Annotated in this window: 14 protein-coding genes and 1 riboswitch; of the genes, 9 read left to right on the top strand and 5 right to left on the bottom strand. The window is 60.2% G+C overall.

From position 1 onward, the window contains the following. Positions 1-9 precede the first annotated feature (9 nt). From AB4Z13_RS20645 to AB4Z13_RS20630, 4 genes are read right to left on the bottom strand one after another with little or no spacing between them, the layout of a single operon-like run. Positions 10-831 (bottom strand): urea amidolyase associated protein UAAP1, encoded by an 822-nt coding sequence (locus AB4Z13_RS20645; RefSeq protein WP_113319993.1) that lies wholly within the window; start codon positions 829-831, stop codon positions 10-12. Next, on the bottom strand, positions 828-1652 hold the full coding sequence (locus AB4Z13_RS20640) for an ABC transporter ATP-binding protein (protein ID WP_113319992.1): 825 nt from the start codon (positions 1650-1652) through the stop codon (positions 828-830). The genes AB4Z13_RS20645 and AB4Z13_RS20640 overlap by 4 nt, the downstream gene beginning before the upstream one ends. After that, entirely contained in the window at positions 1649-2467 is an 819-nt protein-coding gene (locus AB4Z13_RS20635) for an ABC transporter permease (RefSeq protein ID WP_113319991.1), read from the bottom strand. Before AB4Z13_RS20635 ends, AB4Z13_RS20640 begins: the two co-directional genes overlap by 4 nt. A 58-nt stretch (positions 2468-2525) precedes the next feature. Continuing rightward, positions 2526-3599, bottom strand: a complete 1074-nt coding sequence (locus AB4Z13_RS20630; protein ID WP_442206666.1) for a putative urea ABC transporter substrate-binding protein — start codon at positions 3597-3599, stop codon at positions 2526-2528. 74 nt (positions 3600-3673) lie between these two features. Next, positions 3674-3786, bottom strand: a riboswitch (guanidine-I (ykkC/yxkD leader). Positions 3787-4113: 327 nt separating this feature from the next. On the opposite strand from AB4Z13_RS20630, the gene AB4Z13_RS20625 reads away from it, so the two are divergent. The 9 genes from AB4Z13_RS20625 (at position 4114) to AB4Z13_RS20585 (ending at position 15777) form a co-directional block, all read left to right on the top strand. Beyond that, the gene (locus AB4Z13_RS20625; RefSeq protein WP_442206665.1) at positions 4114-6462 is read left to right on the top strand and encodes a response regulator transcription factor; all 2349 of its coding nucleotides are present in this window, start codon (positions 4114-4116) and stop codon (positions 6460-6462) included. Between the two features lie 286 nt (positions 6463-6748). Beyond that, a complete protein-coding gene (locus AB4Z13_RS20620) occupies positions 6749-8308 on the top strand; it encodes an ABC transporter substrate-binding protein (RefSeq protein WP_439017967.1) in 1560 nt (519 codons plus the stop codon). 109 nt (positions 8309-8417) lie between these two features. Next, positions 8418-9440: an ABC transporter permease gene (locus tag AB4Z13_RS20615; protein ID WP_442206664.1), complete on the top strand. Its 1023-nt coding sequence runs from the start codon at positions 8418-8420 to the stop codon at positions 9438-9440. Beyond that, the gene (locus tag AB4Z13_RS20610) at positions 9440-10321 is read left to right on the top strand and encodes an ABC transporter permease (RefSeq protein ID WP_113319987.1); all 882 of its coding nucleotides are present in this window, start codon (positions 9440-9442) and stop codon (positions 10319-10321) included. Before AB4Z13_RS20615 ends, AB4Z13_RS20610 begins: the two co-directional genes overlap by 1 nt. After that, positions 10318-11175: an ABC transporter ATP-binding protein gene (locus AB4Z13_RS20605; RefSeq protein ID WP_442206663.1), complete on the top strand. Its 858-nt coding sequence runs from the start codon at positions 10318-10320 to the stop codon at positions 11173-11175. Before AB4Z13_RS20610 ends, AB4Z13_RS20605 begins: the two co-directional genes overlap by 4 nt. Continuing rightward, entirely contained in the window at positions 11156-12040 is an 885-nt protein-coding gene (locus AB4Z13_RS20600; RefSeq protein ID WP_442206662.1) for an oligopeptide/dipeptide ABC transporter ATP-binding protein, read from the top strand. Before AB4Z13_RS20605 ends, AB4Z13_RS20600 begins: the two co-directional genes overlap by 20 nt. 5 nt (positions 12041-12045) lie before the next feature. Then, positions 12046-13593 (top strand): hydantoinase/oxoprolinase N-terminal domain-containing protein, encoded by a 1548-nt coding sequence (locus tag AB4Z13_RS20595; protein WP_442206661.1) that lies wholly within the window; start codon positions 12046-12048, stop codon positions 13591-13593. Beyond that, positions 13583-14686, top strand: coding sequence for a DUF917 domain-containing protein (locus AB4Z13_RS20590; RefSeq protein ID WP_439017972.1), 1104 nt, complete (start codon positions 13583-13585; stop codon positions 14684-14686). The genes AB4Z13_RS20595 and AB4Z13_RS20590 overlap by 11 nt, the downstream gene beginning before the upstream one ends. 5 nt (positions 14687-14691) lie before the next feature. Then, entirely contained in the window at positions 14692-15777 is a 1086-nt protein-coding gene (locus AB4Z13_RS20585) for a DUF917 domain-containing protein (protein ID WP_442206660.1), read from the top strand. Positions 15778-15898: 121 nt separating this feature from the next. Here AB4Z13_RS20585 and AB4Z13_RS20580 read toward each other — a convergent pair whose 3' ends face one another. Continuing rightward, positions 15899-16216 carry a hypothetical protein gene (locus AB4Z13_RS20580; protein WP_113319982.1) on the bottom strand — a complete coding sequence of 106 codons (318 nt, stop codon included), beginning with the start codon at positions 16214-16216 and terminating at the stop codon, positions 15899-15901. Positions 16217-16621 lie beyond the last annotated feature (405 nt).

Raw genomic sequence — 16621 nt, 5'->3', positions numbered from 1 at the left:
GTTCTCTCCTCAAGCCTGCATCAGGGCGTTGTTTTCGAAGCCGCGTACGGCTTCGGCCGTAGCCGTGCGGCAAAGATCATCCGCAGCCGGAGCCGCCACCTTGTAGCGGGTGATGACAACAGGCTTCGGTTGGTAGGTCGGATCCGGATCGAGGGGATGCGGGCAATTGGATAAGCCGACCAGCATGTCCATTTCGGAACGCAACTCGACGTAATCGCCGCTGTTGGAGCGTTTGCCCTGCCAGCCAAAGCCACCGGCCTCGGCAAGGCGCACTGGCGCGAAGAGATTGAGGATGCCTGGAATATCGCGACGGTCGAGGCCGAGCTTGACCGCAGCGAGGACGAGGTTGTCGCGGGTGTTTCGGGTCTTCTGGCCGGCATATTTCGCTGCGTTCGAGGCGGCCGTCGAGCCACCCATCAGGCAGTCGTGGGCGCCGGAACTGTCCTCGATCATCGAGAACATGACGCGGCCCATGTCGGAGAAGATCACGCGCCCCTTGCCGAGCGCCGTCGTCCACTGGACCTTGGCGGTATCGACGAGATTGATCCGCTCGCTCGTATCATCGGCATTCCAGGCGACGAGCGCCACGGTGGAATTGCCTTCGGCCTGATCGACGCGGATCGCCTCGCCACGCAAAAGCTTCGTCGACCAGTACCAACCACCGGGGATGGTCTCCTGGTGGATGACGGTGTTCGCATCGATGGCCGGCGCCGGCAGCGGGCTTGGGCCGGGCAGGGCCTTGGGGGCGAATTCCAGGCCCTTCTTCTGATGCTCCTCGTAGCGCGCACGATTGGCGGCGATCTCCTCGGGGGAGCGTCTTACATGCATCATTGCATCTCTCCTGACGGTGCCAGGTCGTCCCGGCTGTGCCCCGGGGAAGCGACCGGGCCGTCCCGGTCGGGGCTGAAGATCGTTGACTGGCCGGCAAGGCGCGGCGGCCAGATGGAAATGTCCTTTGTAATGGTGGCGCCGTAACGCTCCTTCTCTTCCGGCCGGTCGCGACGGCGTTCGAAGGCGACGACGCGGCTGGCGAGTGTGAAGGCCTCGCGCATGTCATGGGTAACCATGACGACGGTCATCTGCGTTTCGTGCCAGAGCCGCTTCATCAGCGTGTGAATTTCGGCGCGGATGCCGGGATCGAGCGCGCCGAAGGGCTCGTCGAGCAACAGTACCTTCGGCTTCATGATGAGTGCCTGGGCGAGCGCAAGGCGCTGCTGCATGCCGCCGGAAAGCTGGGCCGGATATTTCCCCTCCGAACCGGCAAGCCCGACCTCCGCGATCAACTGGCGCGCTTCCGCGATAGCGTTGCGACGTGCCGCGCCAAAGAGCTTGGCCTTGTAGCGCGCGGCGGACAACTCCTTGCCGAGCAACACGTTGCCGAGCACCGTCAGATGCGGAAAGACGGAATAGCGCTGGAAGACGACACCGCGATCCGGTCCCGGCTCCGGTGGCAGCGGCACGCCGTCGAGCAGGATCTTACCCTTCGTCGGCCGTTCCTGGCCAAGCAGCATGCGCAGGAAGGTGCTCTTGCCGCAGCCGGAAGGCCCGACAAGGGCGACGAAGGCCCGCGAGGCAACGGTCAGCGATACGTCCTCGAGCACGATCTGGTCGCCATATTCCTTCCAGACCCTTTCGATCCTGAGTTCGCTCATGCCTGCTTCTCCAGTTCCGACCAGGGGAAGACGGCAATGCGCAGACGGTCGAGCAAAGTGTTCATCACCACGGCGAGCAGGGTGATCCAGACGACATAGGGAAAGATAATATCCATCGAGAGATAGCGGCGGACGAGGAAGATGCGGTAGCCGAGGCCGGAATCCGAGGAGATCGCCTCGGCCGCAATCAGGAACAGCCACGCTGGGCCGAGTTGCAGCCTGAGGCAGGTGATCAGCCGCGGCAGGATCTGCGGCAGCACGACGCGCAGGCCGATCTGCCAGGAGGAGCCGCCAAGCGTCTCGGCCTTGACGATCTGTTCGCGAGGCAGTTCCAGCGCCTTCAGTGCCAGGTCGCGGATCATCGTCGGAGCGACGCCAATGACGATGAGGGCGATCTTCGAAGTCTCTCCGAGACCCATAACGATGAAGAGGATTGGCAGAAGCGCCAACGGCGGAACCATGGAGATCACGGCGACAAAGGGGGAAAGCAACGCCCTCAGATAGGGCAGCATGCCGATCAACATGCCAATTGCGAGCGCAATTGCCGTCGAGATGCCGAGGCCGGAGAGCAGGCGGATCAGGCTCGCGCCCGTGTCCGACCAGAGCAGAAATTCGCCGGTACGCTGGTCGGCGACGAAGGCCAGACGGTTGATCGCATCGGCAAAGCCGGCAATGCTTGGCAGAAGCTTGTCATTGGCATTTTCCGCCAGTCGTGCGGCCGAGCCAAAGGCATAGGCGACAACGAGCAGCACGAAGGGTAGCAGCATCAAGGCAAATTGCGTGCCCCGGCTCGGCCTCGTGTTGATCCAACGCATGGGAAATGCTCCGCTGGTGAAGGGAAGGCGGCGCGGGTAAGCCGCGCCGCCATTGCGATCAGAGCGAACCGTCGGCGGCTGCCTTCATGTAGGTCTCCGTGAAGCGCAGCTTCACATTGCCCGTGTCGCCCAGTACCTTGCCATCGGGCATTTCAATGCCGATGACGTCAGCGGACGGCGCGCCATTGCCGAGCAACCCCTTCTCGAAAAGGAAGGTGCGCACCAGATCCATGGTCTTCGGCAGGCCGGGCGAGGCGGTGAAGGCAACGGCATCGGCCGGCTTGTCGAAGAGCTTGGTGGCGGCCAGCTGAGCTTCGAAGCCGGCGAGATCGGTGCCCGAAGCGGAGCCCATGGCCTCGCGGGCCGCCTTGCCTTCGGCAGTATCGGCTCGCAGCAGGGCAGCCGTCTCGTACCAGATGCCGGCGAGCGCCTTGCCGAAATTCGGATTGTCCTTGAGCACGCCGCTATTGGCGACCATCAGGTCGATGATTTCGCCTGGCACCTGCGAGCTGTCAAAAACCTTCTTGGCTGTGGGATCTTCGAGGATGGTCGAGACCAGCGGGTTCCAGGTGACAACGGCGGTGACATCGGCGGTCTTGTAGGCAGCGACCATGTCGGCATCAGACGTGTTGACTACCTTTACGTCGCGCTCCGTCAGCTTGATGCTTTCGAGCGCTCGGGCGAGCAGATAGTGCGAGACGGAGAATTCGACGAGATTGACGTTCTGGCCCTTGATATCGGCAAGGCTCGCCTTGTCCTTCAGGATGACGGCGTCATTGCCATTCGAGAAGTCGCCGACGATGACGGCGGTCGTATCGACGCCGCCGGCGGCCGGGATCGACAGGCCGTCCATGTTGGTCAGCGTCACGGCATCGAAGGCGCCGGCCGTATACTGGTTCATCGACTCCACGTAGTCGTTGAACTGGGTGACATCGATCTTGATGTCGTATTTGTCGGCCCATTTCTTGACGATGCCGTGGTCAGCCGCATAACCCCAGGGCATCCAGCCGACATAGATGGACCAGGCTACCTTGAATTCGGTCTTCTGCTCGGCCTCGGCGATGGAACTGAAAGCCAGTGCCAGCGAAGCGGAAAGGGCGGTTACGGAAAGGATCTTCGAAAAAGTCTGCATTGAAATTCCCCTTTTGCTTTTCTTCAAAAGGGATCGGCAATGACCATCGTGCCGCCAATCCCTTGGCTTACGAGGTCTCCCGGGCTTTTGTCCCGCCGTGCACCCGACAGGATTTCTCCCCCACCGGTAGTAGCTCTCGGACCAGTCGCGCTTTTTTGAAAACGCCGGAACCCTAGCCACCAACTCTACCTGTCTCGAAGCAAGCGCTATGCCAGATCGCGTATGTGTTTGATTTTCAAAGATTGGCGTGTGTCGCGCTTTATTCAGCGCTGTGAAAGTGCATACTGATGCCTATCTGATGGGCAATTCGTGAAATGGCGTAGATAAAACGCACAAGATTTGTGCGGCCCCAAAATACCGGCTAAGTTAGGACGTGGTCGGTTTCTGCAGCAAAGTGACCAGCACGTAGATCGTCAAAATACTCCTGAGAAAGAGGTAGTTCATTCGGTACCTCACTGCTGCTATGACATGCGTGAAGCGGGTTGATGAACGCATGTTCACCCCAGAGAATTGAGTGCAGCATTTGGTCCACAGACCTCGAGTCTTCGATGCTCTTCTGGCGCGCCGCGAGCCGATCGTCGTTCTCGACGCGCCCGCCGGCATGGGCAAGACGTCGGCTCTGAATGAGATTGCCGCTCATTTCGGCGCCGAGATTCACGCCGATGAAACGGCACCCGCATGGCGACCTGATCAGGTCTGCATCTGGGATATCCCACCCCATGGCAAGCCGGCCGCCTTACCTGAAGCCTTTCTGTCGGCTCGGGCGCGGATTTTTATCGCAAAGCGCCCCGATACGCTGCTGCCAGGCCTCTCGCGGGCTATCGCCTATGGTCAGGCCTATGTCGTGGACCAAGCTTTTCTGCTGATCGACCAGCACGAAGCGACAGAGATTTTTGCCGAGGGCGTGGCTGAAATCATGCACGCATCAGGCGGGTGGCCCCTGATTGCATTCAATCCGACATTGAGCGCTGAACGCTTGAGCGCATTCCTCGAAAGCGAGCTTCTTCAATCCGCGCCACCCGAAGTCCTTGTCGATCTCCGCATCGTTCTGGATACGGGCAAAGGGGATTTTCGCGAACAATCCCATTTCCTTCCCCTCGTCGCGGAGAACGGCCTGCGCGTAAAGGCGATCGCCAGCGAGATCGATCGTGCGCTCGATGCCGTGATAGCGGAGCGGATCAAGGTGCTGGCAGACGCCAAGGCGATTGCGGACAGTTTTGCAGGCCATGGCAATCCGATACGAGCGATCGAGATATTCCAGCGCATTGGCCTATACGACAACGCGCTCAAGGTCTTCACCGAGGCGAAAGGCATCTTCCTCCTCTATTTCCATGGACCGGAAGCCTATGATCGAATTCTCGCCGGTTTTCCGCGAAGCTACGCGCTGCAAAGCGAAGTCCTGGTGCTTGCACTCGCACTGCAGGCATTGAAACTCGGGGATGTGTCGCGTGCGCGTCGACTGCTTGCCGACCGTTTCGGCGATCTGGCCAACGATCCGGAGGCAGTCTTTGCCCAGAATGCCGTGTTTTCTCGGGAATTCAGGGCATTCCGGCTGCTGATGCTCATCTATGAAGACTATTTCTTCTCCGAAAAGCTCTTGGAAACCTGCTTCGCGCTCGTTGCCGAATTCCCGCTCGACGACCATCTTTTTCGCGGCAGCTTCTACAATTCCGTGCTCGAATTCTACATCCGAAACCGGCGTTTTGCGGAGGCAGAGGAAGTGGCGCAACGTGCAATGCACCATTACGAGCGCGCCAATGCCCCGATGCTCTGCTTTTATGTCAGCCTCCATCAGGCGCTGATCCGTCTCTTGATGGGTGATGCGCTGGCGGCCCGCAAACATTCGCTCCGGGCTGCGGAAAGTCTTCGCGAGCTTCCATTCGAAAGCCGAAATGATCAGCGTCTTCAATTGCTCCTTGAGGCCTGCGTCGAATACGAGACCGGACGGGCTGAACCGCTTGCGCGGTTTCTCAGCCTCGAGATCGACGATTTCTCCCATAGCGAGATCTGGCCAAGCCTGCTGGAATTTGCGTTGCACTACGGCAGCCAGGCACTTGGAGACCATTTCTCGACGATCGCGGCGCGCAGCTTTCTCGACCGTTGGCGAGTTTATCAGGTGTCCAACCGCCAGTTCCAGGCGATGATCGAAATCCGCGAAGCGGCCATCCTGCAGAATGCAAATCGCTGGCAGGAGGCGTCGCAATGCCTTGCAGCAATCACGTCGCGCGTCGACCGGAACCGGGTGGTGAGCAATGACGGAGAGCTTGTCCATCTGCATGATCGCGACGAGATCGCGCTCGCGCTCGCATGGCTGCGCCAGATAACGTACGAGCAGCCTGCACGCCCTGGACTTGACGATCTGATCGAGGGCATTATTGGCAATCTGCATCTGACTGACCGCCAGCGTCTGAGTGGGCAGATTTGGCTCGCCTATATTGCCAAGCGCCAGCGCAACCTGACGCGTGCCCGTGCCATCCTGCAGAAGATCTTTGAGGATTGCGCCCGGCTTGGCGCAATCGCCCCGCTTTCGGAAGAGCGTGTTTTCCTGGAGGAGTTGATCGACAACCAGCGCATCGGTGGCTTCCTGGCGACGTCGCTGCCTATCAGGCAGATCATCCGCAAGCTGCGCGACAGTGGAAGGTTGTCGAGCCGCTCTGCGGGCGGGCGCAATGACCTGTCGCGGCGCGAGAGCAAGATCCTGCTGATGATTTCGGAAGGCGCTGCCAACAAGTTCATTGCCAGCACCCTAGGCCTCAGCGAGGCGACGGTAAAATTCCATCTCGGCAATGTCTATCGCAAACTCGGCTGCCGCAACCGGCAGGAGGCGATCAGCGCGGCAAGGGCGCTCGGTTTTGTCAGCTGATTCAGAATCCGGGCGAGATCGGCGTCTCCGCGGACACAAAACCTAGACCATTTAAACAAAAACCTAGACCCGTCATCTGTTGAGCAGGTTGCTTTGCATATGCAATCTTCTTCTCAGACCTCCTCTGGCGGACAATCGGATGGGTCAGCGATGGGAACGCTGCAAACCGGCAACCCAAGTGCTGGATGTCCCTCCCGAGCAGACCGTACCGTTTAGCGCTGGGTACAAGGCGGTCCAACAAAAGCGATCAAAATGGTCGCAGGGAACTTTTGAACCGGGAGATATCATGAGCAGATTACAGCTGATTGCTTCTACCGCTATGGCCGTGCTTGCCGCCGGCTTTGCGGGCTCGGCCGCGGCCAAAACAACAGTGACCATGAATACCGTTCAGATCTTCGGTACGATTGATCCCGCCAAGATCTCTGACTACACCGACTATATGGCTGCCGTGAACCTCTACGACGGTCTGGTGACCGTCGATTCCAGCGGCAACCTGCAGCCTGAGCTTGCCGAGAGCTGGACGGTCTCGCCGGATGCCAAGGAAGTGACCTTCAAACTGCGTTCCGACGCGCATTTCAGCGATGGTTCGCCCGTCGAGGCCGCAGACGTCGTCTATTCCTTCGAACGGCTTTTGAAGATCAATCTCGGGCCGGCCAACCTTTTCGCAGACGTGCTGAAGCCGGGTTCGGTCGTGGCCGTCGATCCGCACACCGTTAAATTCACCCTCTCGAAAGCCTTCGCGCCGTTCCTCAGCACGGTCCCGGCCGTCTTCATCGTCAATGCCGATGTGGTCAAGGCCAATGCCGGCAGTGATGACGGCCAGACCTATCTTTCGACGAAGACTGCCGGTGCGGGTCCCTACACCCTGAAGAACTGGGACCGTGGCGCGTCAATGACGATCGAACGCGATCCCAAATACTACAAGGGCTTCAATGACGGCCCGATCGACGAAGTGCGTTGGATCATCACCAATGACGAGGCGACCGTACGCTCGCTTGCAGCCTCTGGCGAACTCACGATGAGCAGCCAATACCAGGCGCCCGATACCTACAAGGCGCTGCAGGAGATGGGCCGCTTCAACATCGTCAGCGAAGATACGACGATCGGCTTCTACCTGAAGCTCAATACCAAGGTACCGCCGACCGACGATATCCATATTCGCCGTGCACTTGCCTATGCAACCGACTACGACACGATCCGCAGCGTCATCGTGCCTGGCGGTCAGCTGAACGGTCCCCTGCCTTCAGGTTTTGCCGATTATTATGCGAGCGACCTGCCGGCACCGAAATACGATCTCGAGGCTGCCAAGGCGGAAATTGCCCAGTCGAAATATGCCGGCGGCGAGATTCCGATCACGCTTGGCTATGTTGCCGGCACCAAGTTCGAGGAAGAGCTCAGCCTGCTGATGCAGTCGAACCTCGAACAGCTCGGCTTCAAGGTGACACAGCAGGCCGATCCCTGGAACCGAGTGACGGAAATTGCCGGCAAGGTCGAAACGACGCCAAACGTCAACCAGATCTTTTTCGGCCCGACCTATCCTTCGCCGGATTCCATGTTCTTCACGCAATATCATTCGAAAGCGGCCGGCACCTGGGCTTCAGCCGAATGGGTGCAGGATCCGGCGATCGATGCCCTGATCGATCAGGCTCGCGAAACGCCCGACAAGGCCAAGCAGGCCGAGATCTACAAGGAATTGCAGCACAAGATCGTCGATCTGCAGCCGGATGTCTTCCTGGAAACGCAGACGGTACAGCATGCCATGGACAAGTGCCTGGAAGGCTTCCATGCCGTGCCGATGCAGTCCTTTGACTACAAGTTCACCCGTTATCGCTGGACCTGCAAGTAACGGCTGAGCGCGTTTCGGGCAGTGTCACCCTCATGACGAACTGCCCGGAAAGGATGGTCCGAAAGGGCCGTCCACATCCTCCATCATGAATTGAAACAGGGCTGGAACATTGGAATTCCTCCTCTTCCTGGTCAGGCGCGCCTTGTGGTCGCTGCTTGTTCTTTTCGGACTGTCGGTGGTGATCTTCACGATCGCTCGCGGCATGCCGGGGGATCCGGTGAGATTGGCGCTCGGGCCGCGTGCCAGCAATGAGCAGGTCGAGCAATTTCGCCAGACACTCGGCTTCGACAAGCCGCTGATCCAGCAATACGGGATCTATGTATCCGGGCTCGTCGGCGGCGATCTAGGCCTGTCGCTTCTGACCAAGCGCCCGGTCAGCAACGATATCCGCGAGACCTTTGCAGCGACCTTTGAACTGGTGCTCGCCACGATCACCATCGCCTTCCTGTTCGGTGTTCCTTTGGGTGTCGCTGCCGCGCGCTGGAAGGACAAATGGCCAGATAATCTGGTGCGGCTGATTGCGATCTTTTCCGCCGTGACGCCGAGCTTCTTCCTCGCGCTCGTATTGCAGATCCTTGCCGGCTATGTGCTGCATATCCTGCCGACGACCGGGCGCCTTCCGCCAGGCATGATCTTCAGTGCCGATATTACCGGTCTCGTCACGCTCGATTCCCTGCTGCATGGGCGGCTGGACGTTTTCGGCGAGGGCCTGCGTTATCTCCTTCTTCCCTCGCTCGCGCTCTCCGCGGCGACCATGGGTCAGATCGCCCGCATCACGCGCTCCTCGATGATCGACGTCTCCAGCCAGGATTATATCGAGGCGAGTCGTGCCTTTGGCATTCCCGAGCGCGTGCGGGTCTTCAAATATATGTTGCGGCCGAGTTTCGTTCCGTCTCTCACCATTTCCGGCCTCGAATTCGCATCGCTGATCGGCAACGCCTTCGTCGTCGAACTCGTCTTCGCTTGGCCCGGCATGGCCGCCTATGGCGTGCGCACCATCATGCAGAAGGACCTGAACGCAGTCATGGGCGTGGTGATCGTCTCCGGCGTCTTCTTCGTCATCGTCAATCTCGTCATCGATGTGCTGGTCGGCATTGTCGATCCGCGCATTCGTATCCGGGGGAGGCGCTGATGTCCGATACGCCTGTTATCGAGGTCGAACGCCTCTCGAATGCCTATCAGAACTGGTATCGCTTCTCGCGCAATCCGACCGCCGTCATCGGTGCAGCGATCGTCATCATCTGCGTGCTCGCCGCGATCCTCGCGCCATGGATCACGCCGCATCCCGAACATGTCGGTGCTGCCGTCAATTTTCGCGCCCGCCATCTGCCGCCATCAGGCGACTTCTGGTTCGGCACGGACAATGTCGGCCGCGATATCTTCAGTCGCGTGATCTTCGGCATGCGTATCTCCTTGCTTCTGGCGCTGGTCGTGCTCGGCACGGCCGTTCCGATCGGCACCATCCTCGGCATTCTCGCCGGCTATTTTGGAGGCTGGGTCGAGGTGCTGATCATGCGCGTGACGGATATCGCGCTCGCCATCCCGCCGCTCGTCATGGCGCTCGCCGTCGCCGCGGTGCTGTCGCCAAACCTCATCAATTCGCTGCTTGCCATATCGGCGCTCTGGTGGACATGGCACACACGACTGATCTATTCGATCACCAAGCAGATCCGCGCCCAGGAATTCATCGAGGCGGCGGAGACACTCGGTGCGAGCAAGTTCCATATCCTCTTCCGCGAGATCCTGCCGAACTGCGTCTCGGCAATCGCCGTGAAGACCTCGCTCGATTGCGGCTTCGTCATCCTCGTCGGCGCCTCGCTCTCCTTCCTGGGCCTTGGCATCCAGCCGCCGACGCCGGATCTCGGCACGATGGTTGCCCAAGGCGCCGCCTTCCTGCCGGATTACTGGTGGGAATCGGTTCTGCCTGGCTCCGCCATTCTTTTCGTCGCGCTGGGCTTCAACCTCCTGGGTGATGGCCTGCGAGACCTCTTCGACGTCCAGGAGGTCCGATGAGTTTCCCTCTCCTGCGTGTCAGCAATCTCTCGGTCGAGTTCTCCACCTATGGCCGCACCAGCCGCGTGCTGCACGGCGTCAGCCTCGACGTCCCGGCCCGATCGCAGGTTGCCCTTGTCGGTGAAAGCGGCTCCGGCAAGACGGTGACGATGAAGGCGATCATGGGCCTGCTACGCCAGCCACCCGCCCGCATCACATCCGGCGAGATCTATTATGATGGCGCCGATCTGCTCACCATGCCCGAGAAGGACCGGCTGCGGCTGCGCGGTACCGCCATGTCCATGGTGTTCCAGGACCCGATGAGTTCGCTCAATCCGGTCTTCACCGTTGGCGACCAGATGGGCACGATCCTGAAATATGCGGATAAGCGTCTCGGCCGCTCGCGCTCGCGCAGGGAGCGCATGGTGCGTGTCCATCAGGTGCTCGAACAGGTTCGCATGCGCGATCCCGAGCGCGTTACGCAGGCCTTCCCGATCATGCTGTCAGGCGGCATGCGCCAGCGCGTGCTGATCGCCATGGCGCTCTTGAGTGAACCGCAGCTTTTGATCGCCGATGAACCGGGCACCGCGCTGGACGTCACCACGCAGGCGCAAATCCTGAAGCTGCTGAAGGATCTTGTTGAAGAGCGCGGTCTGGCGCTGCTGATGATCACCCACAATCTCGGCGTTGTGCGCGAGACCTCGAACTATGTCTATGTCATGAACAAGGGCGCCATTGTCGAACACGGCGAGACCGCCGGTATCTTCGACAATCCGCGCGATCCCTATACCCGCAGCCTGATCGATGCCGTTCCGCGGCTGACGGGTGGCACGCGCTCCAGCGGGAGGTCACCGCATGAGCACGCCGATGCTTGAGATCCGCAATCTTGCGAAATCCTTTCCCGTTCGCAATGCCTTCGGCCGCCAGATCGGCGAGGTGAGGGCGGTTGACGACGTTTCCTTCTCGATCGAGAAGGGGAAGGTCTACGGCCTCGCCGGCGAAAGCGGCTCCGGCAAGTCGACCATCGCCCGCATGATCATGGGGCTCGAAAAACCGGATGCCGGCGAAATCCTGATTGACGGCGAAGGCCTTGCGAAAACGAGACGTCACCATTCGCGGCATGTGCAGATGGTCTTCCAGAATCCAGGCTCCTCGCTCAATCCGCGTCGTACCGTCGGCCAGTCCGTCGCCGTGCCGCTCGATGCGCACGGCTTTTCCGGCAACAGGCGCCAGCGCATTTCCGAACTCCTGGAGATGGTGCAACTGCCGGCGAATTTCGCCGAGCGTTATCCGCATGAGCTTTCCGGTGGCCAGAAACAGCGCGTGGCAATTGCGCGGGCACTCGCCGTCGAGCCGAAACTGCTGGTGCTCGACGAACCGACCTCGGCGCTCGACGTGTCGGTGCAGGCGCGGGTCATCGATCTTCTGACCGATCTCGCGGGGCGTATGGACCTCACCTATCTCTTCATTTCCCACGATCTCAGCCTGATGCGTAATTTCGCCGGCAATGTCGGTGTGCTCTATCGTGGCCAGATCGTCGAAACGGGGGCGGTATCCTCCGTCTTCGAAAACCCATCCCACGATTATACCCGGCTTCTCCTCGCCTCCGTTCCCGTCATTTCGAAGGAGGAGGAGGCGATGCGCCCGAAAATTCCATTGATCGACGGGGAGATCCCGACAGCCGAGAAATTGCTGGCGCTCAGGGAAGTCGATCAACAAGCAAGTCACCAACGAGGTTAGGACTGATGATCAGAATTGGTATTGACGTCGGCGGCACCAATACGGACGCCGTCATCATGAATGGACCGGACGTGATTGCCGGCGTGAAGTCAGCGACAACAGCAGATGTCATGAGCGGTGTCGTCAACGCGCTGCGTGACGTGCTCGCAGCCTCAGGGATGGAGGCATCCGCGGTCGACTTCGTCATGATCGGCACGACACATTTCACGAACGCTGTCGTTCAGCGTCGTGATCTCGCCCAGACGGCTGCCGTGCGGCTTGGCCTGCCGGCCACCGCCTCGCTGCCCCCGATGGTCGACTGGCCGGAGGATCTGAAGCAGGCAATCGGCAATCATGCCTATCTCGCTCATGGCGGCAATGAATTCGACGGCCGGGTGATCTCACCGCTCGACGAGGAAGAACTGCTGAAGATCGCCGCCGACATCAAGGCGAAGGGCATCGACACGATCGCCATCACGTCCGTCTTCTCGCCTGTGAGCACTGACTTTGAAAAGCGCGCTGGCGAGATCTTCGAAAAGGCACTTCCAGGCGCTCATATTACGCTGTCCAGCGAGATCGGCCGCATCGGCCTGCTCGAACGCGAGAATGCGGCAATCATGAACGCCTGCCTGCGCGATCTCTCGGCCCATGTAATCGATGCCTTCCGCAAGGCGATCGCGGAGACCGGCATCAAGGGCAAGTTCTTCCTGACGCAGAATGACGGCACGCTGATGGATGCCGCCTTCGCCGAGAAATTCCCAGTCCTGACCTTCGCCTCGGGTCCCACCAATTCCATGCGCGGTGCGGCCTTCCTCTCGGGTGTCAGCGATGCAATCGTCGTCGATATCGGCGGCACGACATCGGATGTCGGCTCTCTGTATAAAGGTTTCCCACGGCAGGCCACGGTCGCCGTCGAAGTGGGTGGCGTGCGCACCAATTTCCGCATGCCCGACGTCTTCTCGATCGGCCTTGGCGGCGGTTCGCATGTCGTCGAAACGGAGAACGGCATCAAGGTCGGTCCCGTGTCGGTCGGCTACCGTATTCAGACGGAAGCGCTCATCTTCGGCGGAAAGACGCTGACGACGACCGATATCACCGTTGCTGCCGGCAACGCGACACTCGGCGATCCTGCCAAGGCTTCCCATCTTCCGGCCGATCTGCTGCAGCGCGTACTGCAAAAGATCCACGACATGCTCGAGGATTGCGTGGAGCGCTCCCGCCTGTCTCCCGATCCCTTGCCTGTCATTGTCGTCGGCGGTGGCTCCATCCTCGTCAATCGGCCGATTGCAGGACTCGAAGTGATCAAACCATCGCATTTCGGCGTCGCCAACGCCGTCGGCGCGGCGATCGCGCAGGTCTCGGGTGAAGTCGACCGGGTCTATGCACTCGCCGAAATGGGGCGCGAGAAATCACTCGAAGATGCCAAGAGCCGTGCCATCGAAGCAGCGGTTGCGGCAGGCGCTGCACGCGACTCCATCGAGATCGTTGATGTCGAGGATGTGCCGCTCGCTTATCTGCCGGGCAATGCTACCCGCATCCGCGTCAAGGCTGTGGGAGAGCTCAATGCCCGCTGAAGGTTACCTGCTTAGGGAAGAGGACCTGTTGCCGCTGTCGATCGGTGCAGCGCTGCTCGGGACCGGCGGTGGCGGCAACCCCTATATCGGCATGCTGCGCGCCCGCGAATTGATACGCAAAGGCGCACAGGTGCGGGTGATACCGCTGGAGGCGCTTGCAGAGGACAGCTGGGTCGCTGAGGTCGGCGGCATCGGCGCGCCCGTTGTCGGTGTCGAGAAGATCGAGGAAGGCGGCGAATGCTATCGCGCGATGCGCGCGGTCGAGGAGACCGCGGGTGTCAAGGTTTCGGCAGTGATTTCCGCCGAAATCGGCGGCGCCAATTCCATCGAACCGATCATTGCCGCCGCGATGGCCGGACTGCCGGTCGTCGATGGTGATGGCATGGGTCGCGCCTTCCCCGAGGTGCAGATGACGACTTACATGATCTACGGCGCACCGGTCTCGCCGGCGGCTATCGCCGATGAGAAGGGCAATGTCGTCGTTTTCAAGGACGTCATCGACATGTTCTGGCTCGAGCGTTTCGCCCGCGACACGGCTGTCGCCATGGGGGCAGGGGCCGGCTTCGCCACCGCGCCGATGCGTGGCGACTTCGTCCGCCGCACCGCCATCCCCGGCACGGTCAGCCAGGCACTGGAAATCGGCCGCACGGTGCTCGATGCCCGCGCCAAGCGTCAGAATGTCGTCGAGCGTGTGATTGAAAGCGCCGGCGCCAAGCTCTTCTTCACCGGCAAGATCGTCGATATCCGCCGCGAACTGAAGGGCGGCTTTGCGCGCGGCCATGCCATCATTACTGGGACCGGCGACTGGACGGGTTCGGAAGCCCGCATCGCCATCCAGAACGAGAACCTCGTGCTCTGGATCGACGAGAAGCCGGTCATCATGGTGCCCGACCTGATCATGAATCTCGAAATCGACACCGGTGAGCCGATCACCACGGAGATGCTGCGCTATGGCCAGCGCGTCGCCGTCATCGGCCTGCCGGTGCACGATTTGATGAAAACGCCGCGCGCACTCGAAATCGTCGGGCCGAAAGCCTTCGGTTTTCCGGAGCTGACATTCGAGCCGCTCGTTACGCGCCAGACTGCGCGATAGGGGGAATGATGAAGACGTTGAGAACGATCCATGCAGAGGATCTCGAAGACATCGCGATCGGCGGCGCCATTCTCGGCACGGGTGGCGGCGGCGATCCCTATGTCGGCAAGCTGATGGCGCAGGAAGCGATCCGCAAGCATGGCCCCGTAAAGCTTGTCGATGTCGATGAACTGCCGGACGACGCGCTGGTCGTGCCCGTCTGCATGATGGGCGCTCCGACCGTCATGACCGAAAAGCTGCCCCAGGGCGACGAACTGATGAATGCCTTCCGTCAGCTCGAGAAAGTGCTGGGGCGAAAGATCGACGCGGTGCTTTGCGGCGAGGCAGGTGGGATCAATTCGACCACGCCTTTCGTTGTCGCCGCAGCAAGCGGCCTGCCGCTCGTCGATGGTGACGGCATGGGGCGTGCCTATCCCGAGCTGCAGATGGAGACCTTTACGCTGCACGGCGTCTCGGCAACGCCGATGGTGCTTTGCGACGACAAGGGCAATTCACTGGTTCTGGAAACAGTGAGCAACGGCTGGACGGAACGTCTGGCGCGCGCCGCAACTGTCGAAATGGGCGGTTCTGCCTTGCTCGCCTTCTATCCGATGAGCGGAGAGGTGGCCAAGAAGGCGGTTGTGCGCGGGACGCTGTCGCTATGCGTCAACCTTGGCCGCACACTGCGGGAAACCCGAACAGCACATGCCGATCCCGTGGCTGCCATCACCAGGTTGCTCGGCGCGAGCATCATCTTCCACGGCCGCGTCAAGGATGTCGATCGCCGCACCATCGGTGGCTTTGCCCGGGGCAGTGCGCGTTTCGACGGTCTCGACGATTGGAAAGGCCACGGCTTCAGGCTGGATTTCCAGAACGAATTCCTGATGGCTGAGCGGGATGGCAAGATAATTTGCACGACGCCCGATCTCATCACGCTGCTGGAGGCTGAGACGGGGGCTCCCGTGACCGCAGACTCCTTGCGGTATGGATTGCGCCTCGTGGCGCTCGCCTTCCCGTGTAACCCGCAATGGCAGACACCGGCCGGGATCGCCTTGGTGGGGCCGCGCTACTTCGGTTACGATACGGATTACAAGCCTTACGCGTTCACCTAGGTGTGGGACGGTTTGCAGTGATGGTTCGAGTGCTCAGCGCGGCTTTGTATGCGCTGAGCGCCGAAGTTGTGGCGCTTTCCGCATGACTGCCCAGCTTTAACTGTATGGTCTGTCCGGCACTCTATGGAATGTCTCTCGACTCCAGTTCCGGGCAGCTTGACTCATTTCCGAAGGTGATCTCCTTGCGATCCCCGTTAATGGTCAGCCCTCTGAAGGTCAGCACGTTCTCGTCGCGATAGACGATCTCGCTGCGGTAAATGCCGGCGCGTATTGCTCTGTTCCTAGCCCGACTGACGTTGCACTGCCCGATTGGCGGCGTCACATGCCAATTGGATGTGCCTTGCGTGTCGGTCTGCCAGCCGCCCGCGGAAGCAAGCGTCGAACTGGCGAGCAGTGCAAATGCTGAAAGTACAAGTTGGGACGACAATCGAGATTTCACGATGTTACTCCGAGGCAATTCCGCTATCGATGCCTCCGCTATTATCTGAAGTTGCTCAATAGATCATCCGACATCGTCCTGATCGGCTTTGAACTTCTCGGGGAATGGTGAACAACCACTCTAACAACACGCTTCCTTTTTAGCTCGGGTTCATCCGTTGTCGACTTACGTTGCCGCGTCGCGGTAGCGGGTTTGGGAGTCTGAGGTTCGTGCTATGGTTCCATAATATCTATTATGCGATCCTTATGTGCTGCCAGGTACATTCTATTTCCAAGTGCGACATGCCAGTAATTTCAATGGCTTCACTTTGGAGATTTTGGCATGTCGCTTTGCTATCAGCAGTTCACCCTCGCCGATCGTCGCCGTCTTTATCACCTCAGAGAGCGAAAGGTGCCAGTTGGCGAG

The sequence above is a fragment of the Rhizobium sp. YAF28 genome, from assembly GCF_052113285.1.
In the GTDB taxonomy this organism is placed as follows: Bacteria; Pseudomonadota; Alphaproteobacteria; order Rhizobiales; family Rhizobiaceae; genus Rhizobium.
Note: the sequence above shows the minus strand (reverse complement) of the source record. Positions and strands in the feature narration are given on the sequence as shown.

Bases quoted from the DNA above. Each gene is read 5' to 3' on its own strand.
- AB4Z13_RS20645 (WP_113319993.1), bottom strand. From the start codon at position 831: ATGATGCATGTAAGACGCTCCCCCGAGGAGATCGCCGCCAATCGTGCG.
- AB4Z13_RS20640 (WP_113319992.1), bottom strand. From the start codon at position 1,652: ATGAGCGAACTCAGGATCGAAAGGGTCTGGAAGGAATATGGCGACCAG.
- AB4Z13_RS20635 (WP_113319991.1), bottom strand. From the start codon at position 2,467: ATGCGTTGGATCAACACGAGGCCGAGCCGGGGCACGCAATTTGCCTTG.
- AB4Z13_RS20630 (WP_442206666.1), bottom strand. From the start codon at position 3,599: ATGCAGACTTTTTCGAAGATCCTTTCCGTAACCGCCCTTTCCGCTTCG.
- AB4Z13_RS20620 (WP_439017967.1), top strand. From the start codon at position 6,749: ATGAGCAGATTACAGCTGATTGCTTCTACCGCTATGGCCGTGCTTGCC.
- AB4Z13_RS20610 (WP_113319987.1), top strand. From the start codon at position 9,440: ATGTCCGATACGCCTGTTATCGAGGTCGAACGCCTCTCGAATGCCTAT.
- AB4Z13_RS20605 (WP_442206663.1), top strand. From the start codon at position 10,318: ATGAGTTTCCCTCTCCTGCGTGTCAGCAATCTCTCGGTCGAGTTCTCC.
- AB4Z13_RS20600 (WP_442206662.1), top strand. From the start codon at position 11,156: ATGAGCACGCCGATGCTTGAGATCCGCAATCTTGCGAAATCCTTTCCC.
- AB4Z13_RS20595 (WP_442206661.1), top strand. From the start codon at position 12,046: ATGATCAGAATTGGTATTGACGTCGGCGGCACCAATACGGACGCCGTC.
- AB4Z13_RS20590 (WP_439017972.1), top strand. From the start codon at position 13,583: ATGCCCGCTGAAGGTTACCTGCTTAGGGAAGAGGACCTGTTGCCGCTG.
- AB4Z13_RS20585 (WP_442206660.1), top strand. From the start codon at position 14,692: ATGATGAAGACGTTGAGAACGATCCATGCAGAGGATCTCGAAGACATC.